This window comes from Niveispirillum sp. CC-CTL257, assembly GCF_059489915.1.
In genome coordinates this window covers 572,684-588,477 of record NZ_JCAJXE010000001.1, presented here as the reverse complement: position 1 = coordinate 588,477, position 15,794 = coordinate 572,684, and the positions used below count along the sequence as shown (strand labels likewise).

16 protein-coding genes are annotated in these 15,794 nt (G+C 66.0%); 6 read left to right on the top strand and 10 right to left on the bottom strand.

The genetic code is table 11. The features are described 5' to 3' along the window. Window positions 1-2 precede the first annotated feature (2 nt). A complete protein-coding gene (locus tag ABC729_RS02860; RefSeq protein ID WP_495606151.1) occupies window positions 3-866 on the bottom strand; it encodes an HpcH/HpaI aldolase/citrate lyase family protein in 864 nt (287 codons plus the stop codon). Window positions 867-968: 102 nt separating this feature from the next. Further along, on the bottom strand, window positions 969-2,669 hold the full coding sequence (locus ABC729_RS02855; protein ID WP_495606150.1) for a methyl-accepting chemotaxis protein: 1,701 nt from the start codon (window positions 2,667-2,669) through the stop codon (window positions 969-971). A 179-nt stretch (window positions 2,670-2,848) separates the two neighbouring features. Here ABC729_RS02855 and pdxY point away from each other — a divergent pair, with 179 nt between their 5' ends. The 3 genes from pdxY to ABC729_RS02840 all read left to right on the top strand — a co-directional run bounded on the left by pdxY (window position 2,849) and on the right by ABC729_RS02840 (window position 4,789). Beyond that, window positions 2,849-3,709, top strand: a complete 861-nt coding sequence (gene pdxY / locus ABC729_RS02850) for a pyridoxal kinase PdxY (protein WP_495606149.1) — start codon at window positions 2,849-2,851, stop codon at window positions 3,707-3,709. 85 nt (window positions 3,710-3,794) lie between these two features. Continuing rightward, entirely contained in the window at window positions 3,795-4,199 is a 405-nt protein-coding gene (locus tag ABC729_RS02845; protein WP_495606148.1) for a hypothetical protein, read from the top strand. 98 nt (window positions 4,200-4,297) lie between these two features. Then, on the top strand, window positions 4,298-4,789 hold the full coding sequence (locus ABC729_RS02840) for a Rid family hydrolase (protein WP_495606147.1): 492 nt from the start codon (window positions 4,298-4,300) through the stop codon (window positions 4,787-4,789). A gap of 123 nt (window positions 4,790-4,912) precedes the next feature. Here ABC729_RS02840 and ABC729_RS02835 read toward each other — a convergent pair whose 3' ends face one another. The 7 genes from ABC729_RS02835 to ABC729_RS02805 form a co-directional block, all read right to left on the bottom strand. Beyond that, window positions 4,913-6,997 carry a TonB-dependent receptor gene (locus ABC729_RS02835; protein WP_495606146.1) on the bottom strand — a complete coding sequence of 695 codons (2,085 nt, stop codon included), beginning with the start codon at window positions 6,995-6,997 and terminating at the stop codon, window positions 4,913-4,915. A 124-nt stretch (window positions 6,998-7,121) separates the two neighbouring features. Next, a complete protein-coding gene (locus ABC729_RS02830; RefSeq protein WP_495606145.1) occupies window positions 7,122-8,108 on the bottom strand; it encodes a cobalamin biosynthesis protein in 987 nt (328 codons plus the stop codon). A gap of 80 nt (window positions 8,109-8,188) precedes the next feature. Next, window positions 8,189-9,481, bottom strand: a complete 1,293-nt coding sequence (locus ABC729_RS02825) for a heme biosynthesis protein HemY (protein WP_495606144.1) — start codon at window positions 9,479-9,481, stop codon at window positions 8,189-8,191. After that, window positions 9,481-10,653 (bottom strand): COG4223 family protein, encoded by a 1,173-nt coding sequence (locus ABC729_RS02820; RefSeq protein ID WP_495606143.1) that lies wholly within the window; start codon window positions 10,651-10,653, stop codon window positions 9,481-9,483. Before ABC729_RS02820 ends, ABC729_RS02825 begins: the two co-directional genes overlap by 1 nt. A gap of 3 nt (window positions 10,654-10,656) precedes the next feature. Then, window positions 10,657-11,352: a uroporphyrinogen-III synthase gene (locus tag ABC729_RS02815; protein ID WP_495606142.1), complete on the bottom strand. Its 696-nt coding sequence runs from the start codon at window positions 11,350-11,352 to the stop codon at window positions 10,657-10,659. Continuing rightward, window positions 11,349-12,299, bottom strand: coding sequence for a hydroxymethylbilane synthase (hemC, locus tag ABC729_RS02810; protein WP_495606141.1), 951 nt, complete (start codon window positions 12,297-12,299; stop codon window positions 11,349-11,351). The genes ABC729_RS02815 and hemC overlap by 4 nt, the downstream gene beginning before the upstream one ends. A gap of 57 nt (window positions 12,300-12,356) precedes the next feature. Further along, the gene (locus ABC729_RS02805) at window positions 12,357-12,980 is read right to left on the bottom strand and encodes a glutathione S-transferase family protein (RefSeq protein ID WP_495606140.1); all 624 of its coding nucleotides are present in this window, start codon (window positions 12,978-12,980) and stop codon (window positions 12,357-12,359) included. A 155-nt stretch (window positions 12,981-13,135) separates the two neighbouring features. Between ABC729_RS02805 and tsaD the strand changes: the two genes are divergently transcribed. Continuing rightward, window positions 13,136-14,206 (top strand): tRNA (adenosine(37)-N6)-threonylcarbamoyltransferase complex transferase subunit TsaD, encoded by a 1,071-nt coding sequence (gene tsaD, locus ABC729_RS02800; RefSeq protein WP_495606139.1) that lies wholly within the window; start codon window positions 13,136-13,138, stop codon window positions 14,204-14,206. Window positions 14,207-14,304: 98 nt separating this feature from the next. Here the strand turns inward: tsaD and gpmA are convergent, their stop codons facing one another. Further along, the gene (gpmA, locus tag ABC729_RS02795) at window positions 14,305-14,994 is read right to left on the bottom strand and encodes a 2,3-diphosphoglycerate-dependent phosphoglycerate mutase (protein WP_495606138.1); all 690 of its coding nucleotides are present in this window, start codon (window positions 14,992-14,994) and stop codon (window positions 14,305-14,307) included. A gap of 183 nt (window positions 14,995-15,177) precedes the next feature. On the opposite strand from gpmA, the gene ABC729_RS02790 reads away from it, so the two are divergent. Both ABC729_RS02790 and ABC729_RS02785 read left to right on the top strand, forming a co-directional pair. Further along, window positions 15,178-15,405 carry a hypothetical protein gene (locus tag ABC729_RS02790; RefSeq protein WP_495606137.1) on the top strand — a complete coding sequence of 76 codons (228 nt, stop codon included), beginning with the start codon at window positions 15,178-15,180 and terminating at the stop codon, window positions 15,403-15,405. Next, window positions 15,402-15,791, top strand: a complete 390-nt coding sequence (locus ABC729_RS02785) for a type II toxin-antitoxin system death-on-curing family toxin (RefSeq protein WP_495606136.1) — start codon at window positions 15,402-15,404, stop codon at window positions 15,789-15,791. The genes ABC729_RS02790 and ABC729_RS02785 overlap by 4 nt, the downstream gene beginning before the upstream one ends. The last annotated feature ends 3 nt before the right edge of the window (window positions 15,792-15,794 follow it).

Here is a 15,794-nt window from a genome sequence, read left to right as displayed (position 1 = left end):
GGTCACCCCACCCCCACCACCTCGGCCAGCGCCACGACGCGCCGCGCCGTCTCCACATGCAGCGCCTCGATCAGCTTGCCATCGACAAGCGTGATGCCCTTGCCGGCATCAACAGCCTCCGCATGCGCGGCAATAATCCGCCGGGCGCGGGCGACTTCTTCCACTGACGGCGCAAAAGCCTCGTTGGCGGCGTCCAACTGCTTGGGATGGATCAGGGTCTTGCCGTCGAAGCCCAGTTCACGGCCCTGGCGGCAGGACGCGGCCAGTCCTTCGGCATCGTCCAGATCGACATGCACGCCATCCAGTGCGGTCAACCCATAGGCCCGGGCGGCCAGCATGCACAGGCCCAGGCTGGTCACCATGGGCAACCGGTCACGGGTGGGCAGCGCGTTCAGATCCTTGGTCAGGTCCGACGTACCCATCACCAGACAGTCGATGCGCGCACACGCCCCGGCAATGTCGCCCGCCGCCAGCATGGCGCGCGGCGTTTCCATCATCACCCACAGGCGCAGGCTTTCCGGTGCGCCGGCGGCGCGCAGCACGCGGTCGGCCTGCCGCACCCCCTCCGCACTGTCCACCTTGCAGATCAGGACGGCATCGGCACCCGACGTGGCGGCGGCCACCAGATCGGCATGGCCCCAGGCCGTGTCCAGACCGTTGACCCGGATCACCAGTTCCCGGCTGCCATAGCCGCCTTCATGCACCGCCGCCATCACCTGGGCACGGGCCTGTTCCTTGGCATCCGGCGCTACCGCATCTTCCAGGTCCAGGATCAGGACATCGGCAGGCAGGGTGCGCGCCTTATCCAGGGCGCGGGCATTGGCGCCGGGCATGTACAGGGCGGAACGGCGGGGGCGGATATGCATGATGCCTGATCCCAAATGAAGAACGGGGCCAGCCTACCCGAGGAAGGCTGGCCCCGGCAACGGGACGGGGTGTCACGGCCTACCGGCAACTGAGGGCGGAAACTAAGCCGCACGCACCGACGCCAGGAACCGGTCCACCTGCGCCTTCAAGGCCCCGGCATGATCGGTCAGTTCGGCGGATGCGGTCAGCAGCGCCTTCGATTCTGCCCCTGTCTGGGCCGTGCCTTCGCGCACATCCACCACGGCCATGGTCACCGTTTCCACGCCGTTGGAGGCGTGGCGGGCGCTGCGGGCGATTTCGGTGGTGGCGGCGTTCTGTTCCTCCACGGCGGACGCGATGGAGGTGGAAATCTGGTTCACCTGTTCCACGGTGGCCCCGATTTCCTTGATGGCCTTCACCGCCTCACCCGTGGCGGCCTGGATTTCGGCGATGCGCTGGGCGATGTCGTCGGTGGCGCGCGCCGTCTGGCTGGCCAGCGACTTCACCTCCGACGCGACAACGGCAAAGCCCTTGCCGGCCTCGCCCGCGCGGGCCGCCTCGATGGTGGCATTCAGGGCCAGAAGATTGGTCTGGCTGGCAATGTCACTGATCAGGCCCAACACCTCGCCGATGCGGTCGGCCTTCACCGACAGACCATCGACAAGGCTGTTGGTGTGGCTGGCCTGTTCGGCGGCGCGGCGGGTGCGGTCGGCACTTTCTTCGATCTGCCGGGCGATTTCCTGGATCGACGCGGCCAGCTGCCCCGCCGCCGTTGCCACGGCCTGCACATTCTCGGTCGCCTGGGCGGAAGAGGACTCCACCGTATCCACCCGTTCCTCCGCCTGACCGGCGGTGGTCAGCAGCAGTTCGGCCGATTGCTTGATATGATCAGACGAGGTACCGACGGCGGCCACGACCGCACTCACCTCATCCTCGAACCGCTGGGCCAGGGCCTGCATCTCCGCCTTACGGGCCTGTTCGGCGCGTTCCTCGGCGGCGGCCTGTTCCCGGCGCAGACGGTCGGCCTCAATGGCGTTGGTCTTGAACACCTGCACCGCACCGGTGATATCACCCACCTCATTGGCGGCCGCATTATCGGGGATGTCGGTGTCAAGCTTGCCATCAGCCAGACGCAGCATGGCGTCGGTCAGGCGGCGCAGCGGGGCCAGCGACCCCACCACCCACCAGGCCATGCCACCACCCAGCACCAGACAGACACCACAGACCCACAGCATCAGCTCTGAAAAGCCGCGCGCCTGCGCCCGCGTCGCATCACCGATCAGGCCATTATCCTTTTCCTGCTTGTCGATGAAGCGGTTGATCCGCAGCAGCCATTCCGACAGGTCCAGGCGCACCGTGGACAGCAGCAGTTCCTGCGCGTCGGCATCCTTGCCGGCCTTACGCAGCTCGATCACCTTGTTGATGCCCGGCAGGGTCTTGGCCTCAATCTCCTTGATGGAGGTGAGGATCTGACGTTCCTCCGGCAAGATGTCCTTGCGGGCCGCGAACATCGCGTCCATCGCGGTGGCCGATTTGGCATAGGCGGCTTCCAGCGTGCGGATGTCCGCCACGACCAGATCGATCTTCGACGGATCGACCAGCACGACATCGCGCAGGGCAATGGCCCGGTCATGCACGGAGCCACGGAAATTGATGGCGTAGCGCTGCTTGACGCTGTTCACCTCGTTGATCTGGGTCAGGCTGGTATTGATCAGGCCGACCTTCTGCACGCCGATGCCGGTCAACACGACCAGAAGCACCAGAAGCACCCCGAAACCGATCAGCACGCGGGTCTTGATCTTGGCATCACGCAGCATGCGCATGGGAACGCTCACTTCTCAATCTGGATTAAGCCGTAAGGGGCAAAGAGGTTACATTAACTGATCGCAGACGATATAGATGGACAGTGACGTGTCGCACAGTGTCCCCCGCATGCTTTTGTCATTGAAGGCCGGTCATTACCGGGCGTAGCAAGAACCGACGATAGCAGTAGGGTGAAACCGTGCGGACCATCCTGACCATCCAGTCGCATGTCGCGTTCGGCCATGTCGGCAACCGCGCCGCCGTTTTCCCGCTGGAACGGCTGGGCTTTGATGCCATCGCCGTCAATACCGTGCAATTCTCCAACCATACCGGCTATGGCGCCTGGACGGGCATGGTCCTGCCGCCCGACCATATTGCCGATGTGCTGAAGGGCGTAGAGGCACGGGGCGCCATGGACGGCGTGCATGCCGTCCTGACCGGCTATATGGGCGACGCGGCGCTGGGCGATGTCGTCCTGTCGGCCGTGGCGCGGGTCAAGCAGGGTCATGCCAGTGCGCTTTATTGCTGCGACCCCGTCATGGGCGATGTCGGGCGCGGGTTCTTTGTGCGGCCGGGCATCCCGGAATTCTTCCGCGACCGCGCCGTGCCCCTGGCCGACATCATCACGCCCAACCAGTTTGAACTGGAATTCCTGACGGGCCGGACCGTCACCGACCTGTCATCGGCCCTGTCAGCCACGCGCGCGGCGCGGAAACTGGGCCCGCGCTGGGTTATGGTGACCAGCCTGACGCGCAGCGATGCGCCCGATGACAGTATTGAAATGCTGCTGGACGGGCCAGACGGCGCATTCCTGGTTGCCACCCCGCGCCTGGACCTGTCGCCCCTGCCCAATGGTGCCGGCGACTGCGTGGCCGCCCTGTTCCTGGCCAAGTTCCTGGAAACCGGCGACGGGCAGCTGGCCCTATCGCATGCGGCATCGGCCATCTATGCCGTGTTCAAGGCCACGCGCGACGCCGGGCAGCGGGAATTGCAGATCATCGCGGCGCAGGATCAGCTTGTTCACCCCGCCACCTTTTTCACCGCCAGCCGCGTGGACTGACGCCCGTGAAGGGTGCAGGCTTGCAGCACCCTTGCCGCTTGTCTATTTGAACTGATGACCCTGCCGCCTTAGGAGCGCCGAACGGATGTCCCGCCTGACCCTTGCCAGCCTTGCCCTGATCACGGGCCTGCTGTCCGTGCCCGCCATCCAGGCCCAGCCCGCCGCCCAGCGTGGCCCGCAGGGGGAGTTCGGGTGCGAGGTGCAGAAGGGCAATCCCTGTCAGGGCCGCGTCGATTTCAACGCTGGCAAAAGCTTTGAGTTCAAGATCCCCGGCCCCGGCGACGTGACGTTCGAGAATAAGGGCAACAAGCGCTGCGTTCTGGAATATTCCATTACGGAAAGCACATTGGCCGCCACGGGCCGGCAATTGTCGCTGGGTCCCGGCCAGAATCAGATGCTGGCCGTGCGCGATGCCGGTGGCATGGTCATCCGATTCTTCAATCGCGGCATCGGCTCCACCACCTGCGACCTGACCGTCGGCCTCAGCTGATCTCAGGCCCGTCACCAGCCCGTTACACACCGTAACTGTCAGGCAAAACCACTTCTGATATCCGCTTCGTCCTTAACTATAACAGGACGGAGTGTGTGATGATGAAGCGCGGTTTTGCCCTGGCCCTGCTGGCCTGTGGACTGTCTTGCCTACCGGCCCTGGCCGGCGCGCGGCAGGAGGCCACGATAATCATGCCTGAAGACGAACGGGCGAAGGCCCTGTTCACCGACTGGGGCTTTTCCGACGCGGTAGTGACGGGTGACACAGTCTATCTGTCCGGCGTGGTGGCCGGCATGCGCCCGGGCGAGACCGACCTGAAGGTGGCCTATACCCGCGCCATGGACCGGCTGGGCATCATCCTGGGCCGGGCGGGTGTGGGCTGGGACGACGTGGTGGAGATGACCACCTATCACACCGACATTCCGGGCCAGATGCCGACCTTCAAGGAAGTGAAGCACCAATATATCAAGGCACCTTTCCCCGCCTGGACCGCCATCGGCATCACCCGTCTGGTGCCCGACAATGGCATCACGGAGATCAAGCTGGTCGCCAAGCTGCCCAAGAAAAAGGACGGACAGGGCACGCCCTGATCCGTCCTTTTTCTTGTCTGCCGTAGGTCAGGTCGAGCCGAAGGCGAGCCCTGACAGATATGGATTGGAAGCCTTGTCTGTCAGGGCGACGCATCGCGTCGACCTGACCTACACTCACGCTCCTCAGAACCCGGCCCGCAGCGACAGGCGGAAATCGCGGCCCGGCTGCGGCAACACATCCTTCAGGAAGGACGTGGCAAGCCGCACCTCCTCATTCGTCAGGTTGCGCAGTTCCAGCAGCAGGGTGATGTCGCGGTCGGCCACCGGGTGCCAGTCCAGCGAGGCGTTGAACACCATCGCGTCGTCGGTCGGCAGTTCATAATCGGCGATGCGCTTCTGCTTGGCCGTCCACACCCCCTCAAACCGCGCGGCCACCGTCGCCAGTTCAAAGCCGACACCGGCGCGGGCAGACAGGGCCGGGATGCGCGGCAGGGGCGTGTCATTGTCGCGGTCGGTGGCGCGGACATAATCCAGACCACCATCCAGAGTGACCGTCACCTGATCATTGCGCAGGATGGTGGTTTCGGCCTCCACTTCAAAGCCCCAGAAGCGGGCATCGGTGGCGGAGAACTGGGCAACCGGCAGCCCATCCTCTTCCTCTCCCGTCAGGCGTTCGTAGATATACTTGTCGTAATCGGTCAGGAACAGATTGACCGATCCGGTCACCGGCCCGCCCGTCTTCTTCAGGGTCGCTTCCACGCCCAGGCCTGTTTCCTTGCCCAGGGTGCCGTCCCCCCGCTCATAGGTGCTGGTCGCCAGATGCGCGCCGTCGGACAGCAGTTCTTCGGCATTGGGCGCGCGCTGGGTGCGCGACAGGGTGACACCCGTCATCCAGCCATCGCCCAACTGACGCGACGCGCCGGCGGACACGGACAGGGTCGTGAAATCGCGATCGAAATCGACGCTGCCCGCCGTCACATTCTGCCGCTCCAACCGCACCCCGCCTTCCAGGGCGAAGGGTGACAGGTCCAGGCGCTGCAAGGTGAAAACGCCCATCTGGTCGGTATCGCTGGGCGGCAGGAAGGCTTCCTCGCCAATGGCCTTGAAATCGCGGCTGCTGGCCTGCACGCCGACGGCCCCCGACAGGTTGCCCATGGCGCGCTGCACCATCTCCACGCGACCTTCCCAACCCTTGTTCAGGAACCGCGTGCCGATCTCCCCGCCTTCCAGTTCCTTATGTTCATAATCGGCCCAGCCGAAGCGCACGCGCGTCGTCTCGAAGATGCCATAGGGCTGGTTGACCTCTCCTATCAGGTCCAGGCGCGTCTGGCCCAGGTCGATGCGCACCGGGCCTTCCTCGCCATGCTCCTCGCCTTCTTCGTGCTCGTGCTCTTCCTCATGGGAATGGCCGGCGGAGATGCCGTAATTGCTGTCGAAACGGCTGGCCGACACGCCGACGAAACCCCAGTCGCCCAAATAGGAAAGGCCGGCGGTGGCGCCCTTCTGCGTCAGGTCGCTGTTCTCGACGCGGCCCTTGGCTTCTTCCTCTTCCTCGTGTTCGTGATCCTCTTCCTCGCGCAGGATTTTGGATTCGAGGAAACCCGGTGCCTTGTAATCGTCGGCCTGACGATAGAACCCGTCCAGGTGCAGGACGAACGGCCCGTCCAGGCGGGCATCGATGCCAGCGGCCAGGGAGCGTTCATCGGCATTGCTGCCGACCCCGATGCGGGCAAAGCCATCGACGCCGTCCTGCGGCTCGGCGATGGGGATGCGGCCATCCAGAACATTGATCACACCGCCCACGGCATTGTTGCCATAGAGCAGGGTGGCCGGTCCGCGCACCACCTCCACCCGCTTGGCGGTGGCAAGGTCCAGGGCGGGGGCATGGTCGGGGCTGGTGCTGCTGGCGTCGATGCTGCCGATACCGCCCGACAGGATGCGGATACGGTCGCCGCCCTGACCACGGATGATGGGCCGCGACGCGCCAGACCCGAATGCCGTCTGCGACAGGCCCGGCAGCTTGTCCAGCGCCTCGCCCAGCGTCGTCGACAGGGCGCGGTCCAGCGCCTCACCCGACAGGCTGGAAGTACCCTGCAGGATATCGAACCGCTTGGCCCCGATGGGCGAGGCGGTGACGATAATTTCATCCACCCGGTCATGGGCCGAATTGTCTGCGGTGGGTGCCTGCTGCGCCATGGCCGGCCCTGCCGCCACTGCACTGCCCATCACCGCTGCCACCAGCCAAACAAGCGCCTTGTCCGTCCGCATTGCTGAACCCTCAACTAAAGTACGTTATAACGTAACGGTTGATAGGCGCGTTGGCGGTGGCGGGTCAAGCCTTGATAAGGGGCGGTCTTGTCGCAGGCTGGGTGAATGGCTCTGCCGGGGAGTATCACCCCGCCACAACCAGCCCCATCCCCACCACCAACCCTGCCGCGATCAGGGCGCTGATGGCATAGAGCGCCATACCGGCGCGCAGGTCGCGGGGGGTGGCGCGGGCGCGGCCACTGCCCAGCCAGGGTTCCTTGACCACCCGGTCGCCCTCTCGCCGGGGTCCCGCGACCGACAGGTCAAGAACGCCGGCAAAGGCCGCGACGGGTAAAGCGTCAGCCCCCATCGGGTGGCCCTTGGCCCCGCGCACATCGCGCAGGCCCGATGCCGCCCGCGCGCGCGGCACGAACGACGCCGCCAACAGCAGCACCAGTGCGGCAATCAGGGCGGCGGGAAACCCAACCCAGGAGGTCAACCGCCGGGCCAGCGCCCCGAACCGGGCATGGCGCGGCGTATCATGACCGATAATGCGCGCCGTGCCGTCCAGCGCTGCCCAGGCCAGCAACCCCGCCAACCCAAACAGGGCGTAGAACAGGGCCGGGGCAACAACGCCATGCGTCAGGGCGCGCGCCGCCCCCTCCGCCCCGGCCCGCACGATGCCGTGATCATCCAGGCTCCACAGTTGCCGGTCGGTCAGGGGGCCGACGGCCTGGCGGGCCGCCTCCGTCTCCCCGGCTTCCAGCGCCGTCACCGTGCGCGCCATCGCACCCCAGGGCAGGCGCAGGGTCAGACAGCGCACCAGGATGATCAGCTCCAGAAAGCCCCCCGCCGGCACATGCCGCACCAGCACCGACAGGCAGAACCCGATCAGCAGTCCCAGTACCAGCAGCAGGATGGTGACCAGAGAGCCGCGCGCATGCCGCACCCCGTCCGTCCGGTCGATCCGGTTCAGCCGCCGGTCGAACTGCACCACCACCCGCGCCACCAGATCCGCCGGCCCCGGCAGAAACCGGCGCAGCAACGGGCTGTCGCCGATACAGGCATCGACGATCAGGGCAATGACCAGCAGCAGCAGGGTATCAACTCCACCGGAATAGGGCAGCAGCATGGGGCTATATCCACGCGGAACAAAGGTAGGCCATGGTTAACCGGCGGGCCTGTGCGGCGGAAGGGGAATCATTGCGCGAATTACCCCTTCCCCACCTTCGGCCACGTAATCGTATCCACCGCCCCGCATTCATCACACACGGCGTGCCAGTCGCTATGGCTGGTGCCGCAACTGGTGCAACGCCAGCGGGGGTCGGCTTGGGCGGACATGGCCTGGTTCAGATAGGTCTGAACCTCCGGCCCCTCCCCCTTCTCCGCCCGCGCCACATCGGCCAGCCGGCGATATGCGCGCGTGGTCGGGGCCAGTTCGCGGACCTTGTCCAGATGCGACCGGGCCACGCCCCACAGCTTCGCGTTGATCGCCGCCTCGGCCAGGGCGAAGTGCGCGTCGGCCTGACCGGGCTTCAACGCCACCAGCGCCTCATAGCGTTTGACCAGCGTCAGCGGGTTCTGGTCCGCCGATGCCTCTCCCCAGACCTTGGCAAGATCGGGGTGCGGCGATTGCCGCCAGGCCTGTTCCAGCACCTTCACGGCCTTGGCATGTTTGCCCGCCTTGGCCAGCAGGCGTGCCAGCAGCGTCGCCGCCGGCACGCGGGCCGGGTCCAGGTCAAACGCCGCCTGGGCCGATTGCAAGGCCTGATCGGGCCGGCCCGTCGCCATGGCCTTACGCGCCTCTTCAATCAGCAGGGCGGCACGGCGGTGGCCGGCATCATCCTTGGGCAGGGCCTTGACCTTCTGTGCCTTGACCAGGGCGGCATCGGCCTCCAGCCAGTTGCCGCTGCCGGCCTCCAGCTCCGCCAACGCCTTGGCCGGCCAGTCGGCCTTGGGCCGCAGTTCCAGGGCGCGGCGGGCATGGTCCAGCGCCGCCGGGCGGTCCCCACGCTCCATCGCCTGGGTCAGCAAGGCACGCCGCGCCGCCAGTTCCGTCGCCGGCTTGCCCAGCATGGCCTTATAGGCCGCCGCCGCCGCCACCGCATCACCGCGCAGTTCGGCGGCACGGGCCAACAGTGGCAGGGTCAGCGACGGTTCGCGCAGCAGCTTTTCCGCCGCCTTGGCGGATTTGGTGGTGATGTCGGCATCACCCGCCGATGCCGCGACCCAACCCTGGGCCAGGGCGCGGAACCCGCCCTCACGCCGCCTTGCATTACGGCTGCGGCCAAAGGCACCCGGCCCGTTGCGCAGGATACGCCACAGCCGCCCAATGGTGGCGGCGATCCAGGCCGCCAGCAGCACCAGGATGGCACCGATGCCCACCGGCATCTCCACCACATAGTCCAGCCATTCGATGGTCACCCGGCCCGGTCGCTGCGCCAGCCAGACGGCAGTCGCCACCAGAATGCCGATCTTCAGGAAGAATATCAGGGATTTGCGCATCAGCGGGCCTCCCCGTCCCTGGCCCCGTTCCCGGCGTCCGTCTTGCCCGGCCCGGCCATGCGGGCCAGCGACATGTCGGCCAGGGTAGCGGCGGCGGCTTCCGCCGCCATGCGCGCCTCTGCCAGTTTCAGCCATTCGGCGGCGGGGCCGGCGGCATGCGCCGGCAGCTTCTCCATCTCCTCCACGGCGCGCGGCAGGTCATTGGCCAGCATCGCCGCCTCGGCCCGCGCCAGCACGGCATCGGCATTGTCGCCCGCCACCTCGCCCGACGCGCGGCGGAAGGTGATGATGCTGGTCAGCCGGCCCAGCACGCGGTCGGTCCAGTCCGCCCCTTCCCGGTCGCGGTCGGCGCGCAGAACAGCGGGGGCCAGCAGGCGGAATTTCTCCCGCAGCTCAATATCACCCGCCAGCCCGGTTTCCGCCGATGCCGACAGGGGGGCCAGCAGGTCCAGCAACGCCGTGTCGTTGGCGGCCAGCGCCTGTGCCGACCGCAATTCCCGCGCATAGGGGCGACCACCACTCAACGCCGCCTGCAACTGCCCCACAGCGATGATCAGCGCCTCACCCACGGCCCCCATCTGCCGGCGGGTTTCCAGCATGGTCAGGCGCGGGATCACCTCCGCCGACACTTCCTCCAGCGTCTGGACGCGGTGGGTCAGGGGGGACAGATCAACCGTCTCCGTCTTGCGGTCTTCCAAGGCGGCGATCCGGTCGGCCAGGGCCTGCGTGGCGGAGATATCAACCCCACCCTGCGGTCCGGCTTCCGGCAGAACCGTCACCGTCTCACGCGCGACAATCGTCGTCTCGCCCGACAGGCGGGCCTCCAACGCATCCTGACGCTTGCTCAGACTGTCCAGCGACGCGCGCAGCGCCTGCTGTTCCGTTTCCACGGCGTTCAGACGCTGGGCCAACGGCGACAGGTCGGCCATGGCCGGCGGCGATGCATTCAGGTCGCGCCAAAAGCCATAGCCCGACAGGCCCGCCGCGCCCAGGGCCAGCAGCAAGGCCGTGCCGCCCAGCAGGCCACCACCCCCACGCTTTGCCGCTACAATGGGTGGCGGGGCCATACGGGGCGTCGCGGGCTTTGCTTCCGGCTTCTGGGCATTGGCCGCGATCTCGCGTTCCAGATCGTCCAGGCTGGGGCCTTTGCCCGTCTTATCACTGTCGCTCATTCCTTAAACTCCCTTCACCGCCGGCAGCAGGGCCAGCAGGCTGGCCGCGTCGGGCCGTACCGCCACGCGGGTTTCGGCAAACCCAAACCCCTGGGCGGCGCGCGCTACTGCGGCCGATATGCACAGGGCCGTCACACCACCCACGGGTGCCGCCAGCCCGGCCTTTTGTACCAGCCTAACAAACACGCTGGCCGTGCGCGGCGAAAAAAGCGCCACATAGGCCACCTGCCCGTCACGCAGGGCGTCCACCGCCGCGTCCGGCAACGCGTCCACCGGTACGGCACGATAGGCTGTCATCCGTGTGACAACAACGTCGGCGGGTGAAAGTTCCCCCGCCACATCCTCACCAGCCACATGCAGAACCCTTGGCCCCCGGCCCGAAAGCAGGCGGGAAAGGGAGATGATATCCCCCCCGGCGGCATGGACCTCCTGGAACCCGGCATCGCGCGCCAGCGCCGCCGTCCGCTCCCCCACCGCATAAAGCGGCAGGGCGCGTTCGGCGCTGCGCCCGACCAACGCGCGCACTCCATTGGCGGAGGTGACGGCGACAGCGTCAAAGCCGGTCAGGTCGATGGGTGGTCCCGGCACGGGGTCAATGGTCAGAAGCGGTGCCATCACGGGCCGGTAGCCCAGCGCCCGCAAGGCGGCTTCCGTTTCCGCCGCCCCCGGCTCTGGCCTTGTGACCAGGACGCCCGTCACACCACCGGCCCGTCAGGGTTGATCCCGGCAAAGAAGGCGGCGGGCAGCTTGGATTTAAGCTCCTGCCCCGCATCAATGCCCATGGACAGCGCGTCGGCCTTGTTGCCGGCGCGACCCGTCATGAACCATTGCTGCCCGTCAGGCCGGATGACCAGCGCCTTCAGCGACATGGCGTCACCATTGATCAGGGCCAGGGCCGCGATGGGCGTGCGGCAGGACCCGTCCAGGGTGGCCAGCACGCCACGTTCCGCCGTGACCCGCAATTCCGTTTCGGCACAGTTCAAGGCACGGACATAGGCATTGGTGCGATCATCACCGATGCGCGTCTCAATGCCGATGGCCCCCTGCGCCACGGCCGGCAGCATCTGTTCTTCCGACAAAACCCCCGTGGCCTTGTCCACCAGACCCAGCCGGTTCAACCCCGCCATGGCCAGAAGCGTGGCGTCGACCAGCCCTTCCTCCAGCTTGCGCAACCGCGTCTGCACATTGCCACGCAGGGCCGCGATCCGCAGGTCGGGCCGGCGCATCAGGACGATGGCCTGCCGGCGCAGGCTGGCCGTGCCGACCAGCGCCCCCTCCGGCAACTCATCCAGGCTTGCGGCCTTGGGGCTGAACCAGGCGTCGCGATGATCCTCGCGCGGAAGATAGCAGGTAATGGCCAACCCATCGGGCAACGCCGTCGGCACATCCTTCATCGAATGCACCGCCAGATCGACGGAGCCATCCAGCAGCGCCTGCTCAATCTCCTTGGTGAACAGCCCCTTGCCGCCCGCCGCACTCAAGGTGCGGTCCAGGATGCGGTCGCCTTCGGTCTTGAAGGTGACGATCTCGACCGCCCCCGCCTCCGCCAGTTCCGGGAAGGCGGCGGCCAGACGGTCGCGGGTCTCAATGGCCTGCGCCAATGCCAGGGGGCTGCCGCGCGTGCCGATGCGGAGAAGAGCTTTCATACCTTTCTCAATACCGCTTTCGGGGCCTCGGGGGAAGCGGCCCGATGCAAAACGCCGTTAACCTTTATCCCCCGCCTGCGCCACCGCCCGCTGGTACGCCGGGCGGGCCTGGATGGCCGACAGGAGGCGGGTGATATTGGGATGGGTGGCCGCCGTCACGCCGGCGCGCATCACGGCCACTTCCAGCGGGAAGCTCATCATGATGTCAGCGGCGCTGAACTCATCGCCGGCCAGCCAGGGGGAACGACCGGCCTCCTTCTCCACATAATCCAGATGAAGGTTCACCTGCTCCTTGACCATGCCCCGGATCGGCAGGGCCAGCAGGCCCATCTTGTCCGCGATCAGCTTCAGCAGAAGCTGCGGCATCAGGGAGCCCTCAGCGTAATGCATCCAGTAACGATAGCGCCAATGCGCATCGGCATTGTCGGTGCCGGGCGCCAAGTGCGGGCCGTGATGGGCCAGCAGATATTCAATGATCAGGCCGGTTTCCACCAGCACCTTGCCATCCACCTCCACCATGGGCAGCTTGCCCAGCGGGTGCAGGTCGCGTAAGCCCACGGGGGCGCGCATCGTCTTCTTGTTGCGGCGATGACGCACAATCTCATAAGGCACCCCCAGTTCCTCCAGCAGCCAGATGACGCGCAGCGACCGGGAGATGTTCAGGTGGTGAACGCGGATCATGGTTTTGCTCCTGTGGAACGGGTCTTGCGGGAATAGCACGGGCGTGCGGTTTGTCAATCAACACGCCGTCCCTGCCCGCCATATTCGCCGCCGCCATGGCTGCAATGTTCCGCCGCCCTTGCCGCCGGGCCGACGGACGCTTAGGTTCTGCCCCCATGAAAGTCCTTGGCATCGAAACAAGCTGTGATGAAACCGCCGCCGCCATCGTCGAAGATGATGGCGATGGTCCTGGCCGTGTCCTGTCCAATGTGGTGTTGAGCCAGTTGGACGATCACCGCCCCTATGGCGGCGTGGTGCCGGAAATCGCGGCGCGCGCGCATTTACAGCATCTGGACCGGCTGGTGCGGCAGGCCTTGGATGAGGCTGGGCTGGGCCTGTCCGACCTGGACGGCATCGCCGCCACGGCGGGGCCGGGCCTGATCGGCGGGGTGATGGTGGGGGTAATGACGGCCAAGGCCATGGCCGCCGTCACAAACCTGCCCTTCATGGCCGTCAACCATCTGGAAGGCCACGCCCTGACGGCGCGCCTGACGCATGGGGTGACCTTCCCCTTCCTGCTGCTGCTGGTCTCTGGCGGCCATTGCCAGTTGCTGGCCGTAGAGGGGGTGGGGCGATACCGCCGCCTGGGCACCACCATCGATGATGCGGTGGGCGAGGCGTTTGACAAATCTGCCAAGATCATGGGCCTGGGCTATCCTGGCGGCCCGCTGATGGAAAAGGCGGCGGCAGGGGCGACGGCCCCCGCCCGCTTCGACCTGCCCGTGCCTATGAGGGGTCGGCCCGATTGTGATTTCAGCTTTTCCGGGCTGAAGACCGCTGTGCGCCGGCATGTGGAAAATCTGGGCGGCACCCTGTCGGATGCCGACCGCGCCGACCTGGCCGCATCCTTTCATCAGGCGGTGGGCGACAGTCTGATCGACCGCTGCACCAAGGCGCTGAAATATTTCAAAGCAGAATTTCCAGAAGGCAAGACCCTGGTGGTGGCCGGCGGGGTCGCCGCCAATCAGGTGCTGCGCGCCCGCCTGACCGACCTGTGCCGCCGGCACCGGTTCGATTTCGTGGCCCCGCCGCTGGGCCTGTGTACCGACAATGGCGCCATGATAGCCTGGGCCGGGCTGGAACGGCTGCGCCTGGGCCTGACCGACGGTTTGGACTTCGCGCCGCGCCCGCGCTGGCCGCTGGACCCCAACGCCAAGGCGGCACCCTTTGCGGGGGTGAAGGCGTAATGTCCCGCGGATTACGGCTCGCGCCTAATCCGCGCTACGAAGAGGCCCAACCTCCAAGTAGCGCGGATTAGCAAAGCGTCATCCGCGGAAACCCCACCTCAATCCAGGAAATACCGGTCCAGCGCCTTCAGGTCGGCATCCAGCTCATAGACGATGGGCTTGCCGGTCGGGATTTCGAACTGGACGATCTCGTCATCGCCCATGCCGGACAGATACTTGACCAGACCGCGCAGGCTGTTGCCATGGGCGGCGACCAGCACGCGCTTGCCCGCCTTCACCTGCGGGGCGATCACGTCGGTCCAGTAGGGCACGACGCGGGCCACGCAATCCTTCAGGCTTTCGGTACGCGGCAGCTGATCCTTGGACAGATCGGCATAGCGCGGGTCGGCGTCGGGCAGACGCTCATCATCCTCGGCCAGGACCGGCGGGGCGATGTCGTAGGAGCGGCGCCAGATCTTGACCTGATCGGCCCCATGCTTGGCCGCCGTCTCGGTCTTGTTCAGGCCCTGCAGGCCGCCATAATGACGCTCGTTCAGCTGCCAGCTCTTGAATTGCGGCACCCAGATACGGTCCATGGCTTCCAGGGCCAGGTTGCTGGTCTTGATGGCGCGCTTCAGGACGGAGGTATGGCAGATATCGAAATCCAGCCCAGCCGCCTTCAGCTTGACACCGGCCTCCTTGGCCTCCTCCACGCCCTGCGGCGACAGGTCCACATCGGTCCAGCCCGTGAACAGGTCCAGCTGGTTCCACAGGCTCTGACCATGGCGGATCAGGACAAGCTTCGTCATCTCCCACATTCCCTTATGCATGGCCCCGGCGGCGGGGGCGTTATCGATGCCCTGACAAAGAAGCAGATATCCCTAGTCACCTGGGATCAGTTTTTTTGCCTAGCAGAAATCTGGTTACGCAGCGCGGTCAAAGCCGCTAAATTCTGTTAGATTTTTCGGTGTCGCCGAAATTGAGGATTGACGATGACAGCGCTTCTGGTCCGTCGCGTAGATGGACGCCTCGTTATCGAACTGCCCGAAACGCTCGCCTCGCAGGTTCAACTGCGAGAGGGCGATAGATTGGAGGCTGTTGATATCCACAATGGTGGCTTCAGCTTGAATGCCGTTACTGATGCGAAGAGCCGTCAAATGCGCCTGGGCCTCGCCGCTATGGAGCGCTACGCCGAGACCTACGCTGAACTGGCCAAATGACGGAACCAAACTGGCTGGACCGCGAGGCTCTGATCGAACTGCATCACATCTCGTTGAAGAGGTTCGGGGGGATGCCCGGCCTGCGTGACGAGGGTCTGATGGAAGCCGCACTCGCACGCCCCCGTCAGGTTTACGCTTACATTCCAAACGCAGACATCTTCGACTTGGCAACGGCCTATGCCGCTGCCTTCGTGCGCAATCACGCCTTTGTCGATGGCAACAAACGGGCGGGTTTCACTGCCTGTCTAGTGTTCTTGGCCGACAATGGCTGGTCACTGGCGACCACGCCGACCGACGCCACGAGCATGATGGTCGGGCTGGCAGCGCGAAGCATCGACGAAGTCACCTTCGCCGACTGGCTCCGCACCCACTGCGTCCCGCTCTGACGC

Bases quoted from the DNA above. Each gene is read 5' to 3' on its own strand.
- ABC729_RS02840 (WP_495606147.1), top strand. From the start codon at position 4,298: ATGATGAAGCGCGGTTTTGCCCTGGCCCTGCTGGCCTGTGGACTGTCT.
- ABC729_RS02825 (WP_495606144.1), bottom strand. From the start codon at position 9,481: ATGCGCAAATCCCTGATATTCTTCCTGAAGATCGGCATTCTGGTGGCG.
- ABC729_RS02845 (WP_495606148.1), top strand. From the start codon at position 3,795: ATGTCCCGCCTGACCCTTGCCAGCCTTGCCCTGATCACGGGCCTGCTG.
- ABC729_RS02860 (WP_495606151.1), bottom strand. From the start codon at position 866: ATGCATATCCGCCCCCGCCGTTCCGCCCTGTACATGCCCGGCGCCAAT.
- ABC729_RS02785 (WP_495606136.1), top strand. From the start codon at position 15,402: ATGACGGAACCAAACTGGCTGGACCGCGAGGCTCTGATCGAACTGCAT.
- ABC729_RS02805 (WP_495606140.1), bottom strand. From the start codon at position 12,980: ATGATCCGCGTTCACCACCTGAACATCTCCCGGTCGCTGCGCGTCATC.
- gpmA (WP_495606138.1), bottom strand. From the start codon at position 14,994: ATGACGAAGCTTGTCCTGATCCGCCATGGTCAGAGCCTGTGGAACCAG.
- tsaD (WP_495606139.1), top strand. From the start codon at position 13,136: ATGAAAGTCCTTGGCATCGAAACAAGCTGTGATGAAACCGCCGCCGCC.
- ABC729_RS02820 (WP_495606143.1), bottom strand. From the start codon at position 10,653: ATGAGCGACAGTGATAAGACGGGCAAAGGCCCCAGCCTGGACGATCTG.
- ABC729_RS02855 (WP_495606150.1), bottom strand. From the start codon at position 2,669: ATGCGCATGCTGCGTGATGCCAAGATCAAGACCCGCGTGCTGATCGGT.
- ABC729_RS02790 (WP_495606137.1), top strand. From the start codon at position 15,178: ATGACAGCGCTTCTGGTCCGTCGCGTAGATGGACGCCTCGTTATCGAA.
- ABC729_RS02830 (WP_495606145.1), bottom strand. From the start codon at position 8,108: ATGCTGCTGCCCTATTCCGGTGGAGTTGATACCCTGCTGCTGCTGGTC.
- hemC (WP_495606141.1), bottom strand. From the start codon at position 12,299: ATGAAAGCTCTTCTCCGCATCGGCACGCGCGGCAGCCCCCTGGCATTG.
- ABC729_RS02835 (WP_495606146.1), bottom strand. From the start codon at position 6,997: ATGCGGACGGACAAGGCGCTTGTTTGGCTGGTGGCAGCGGTGATGGGC.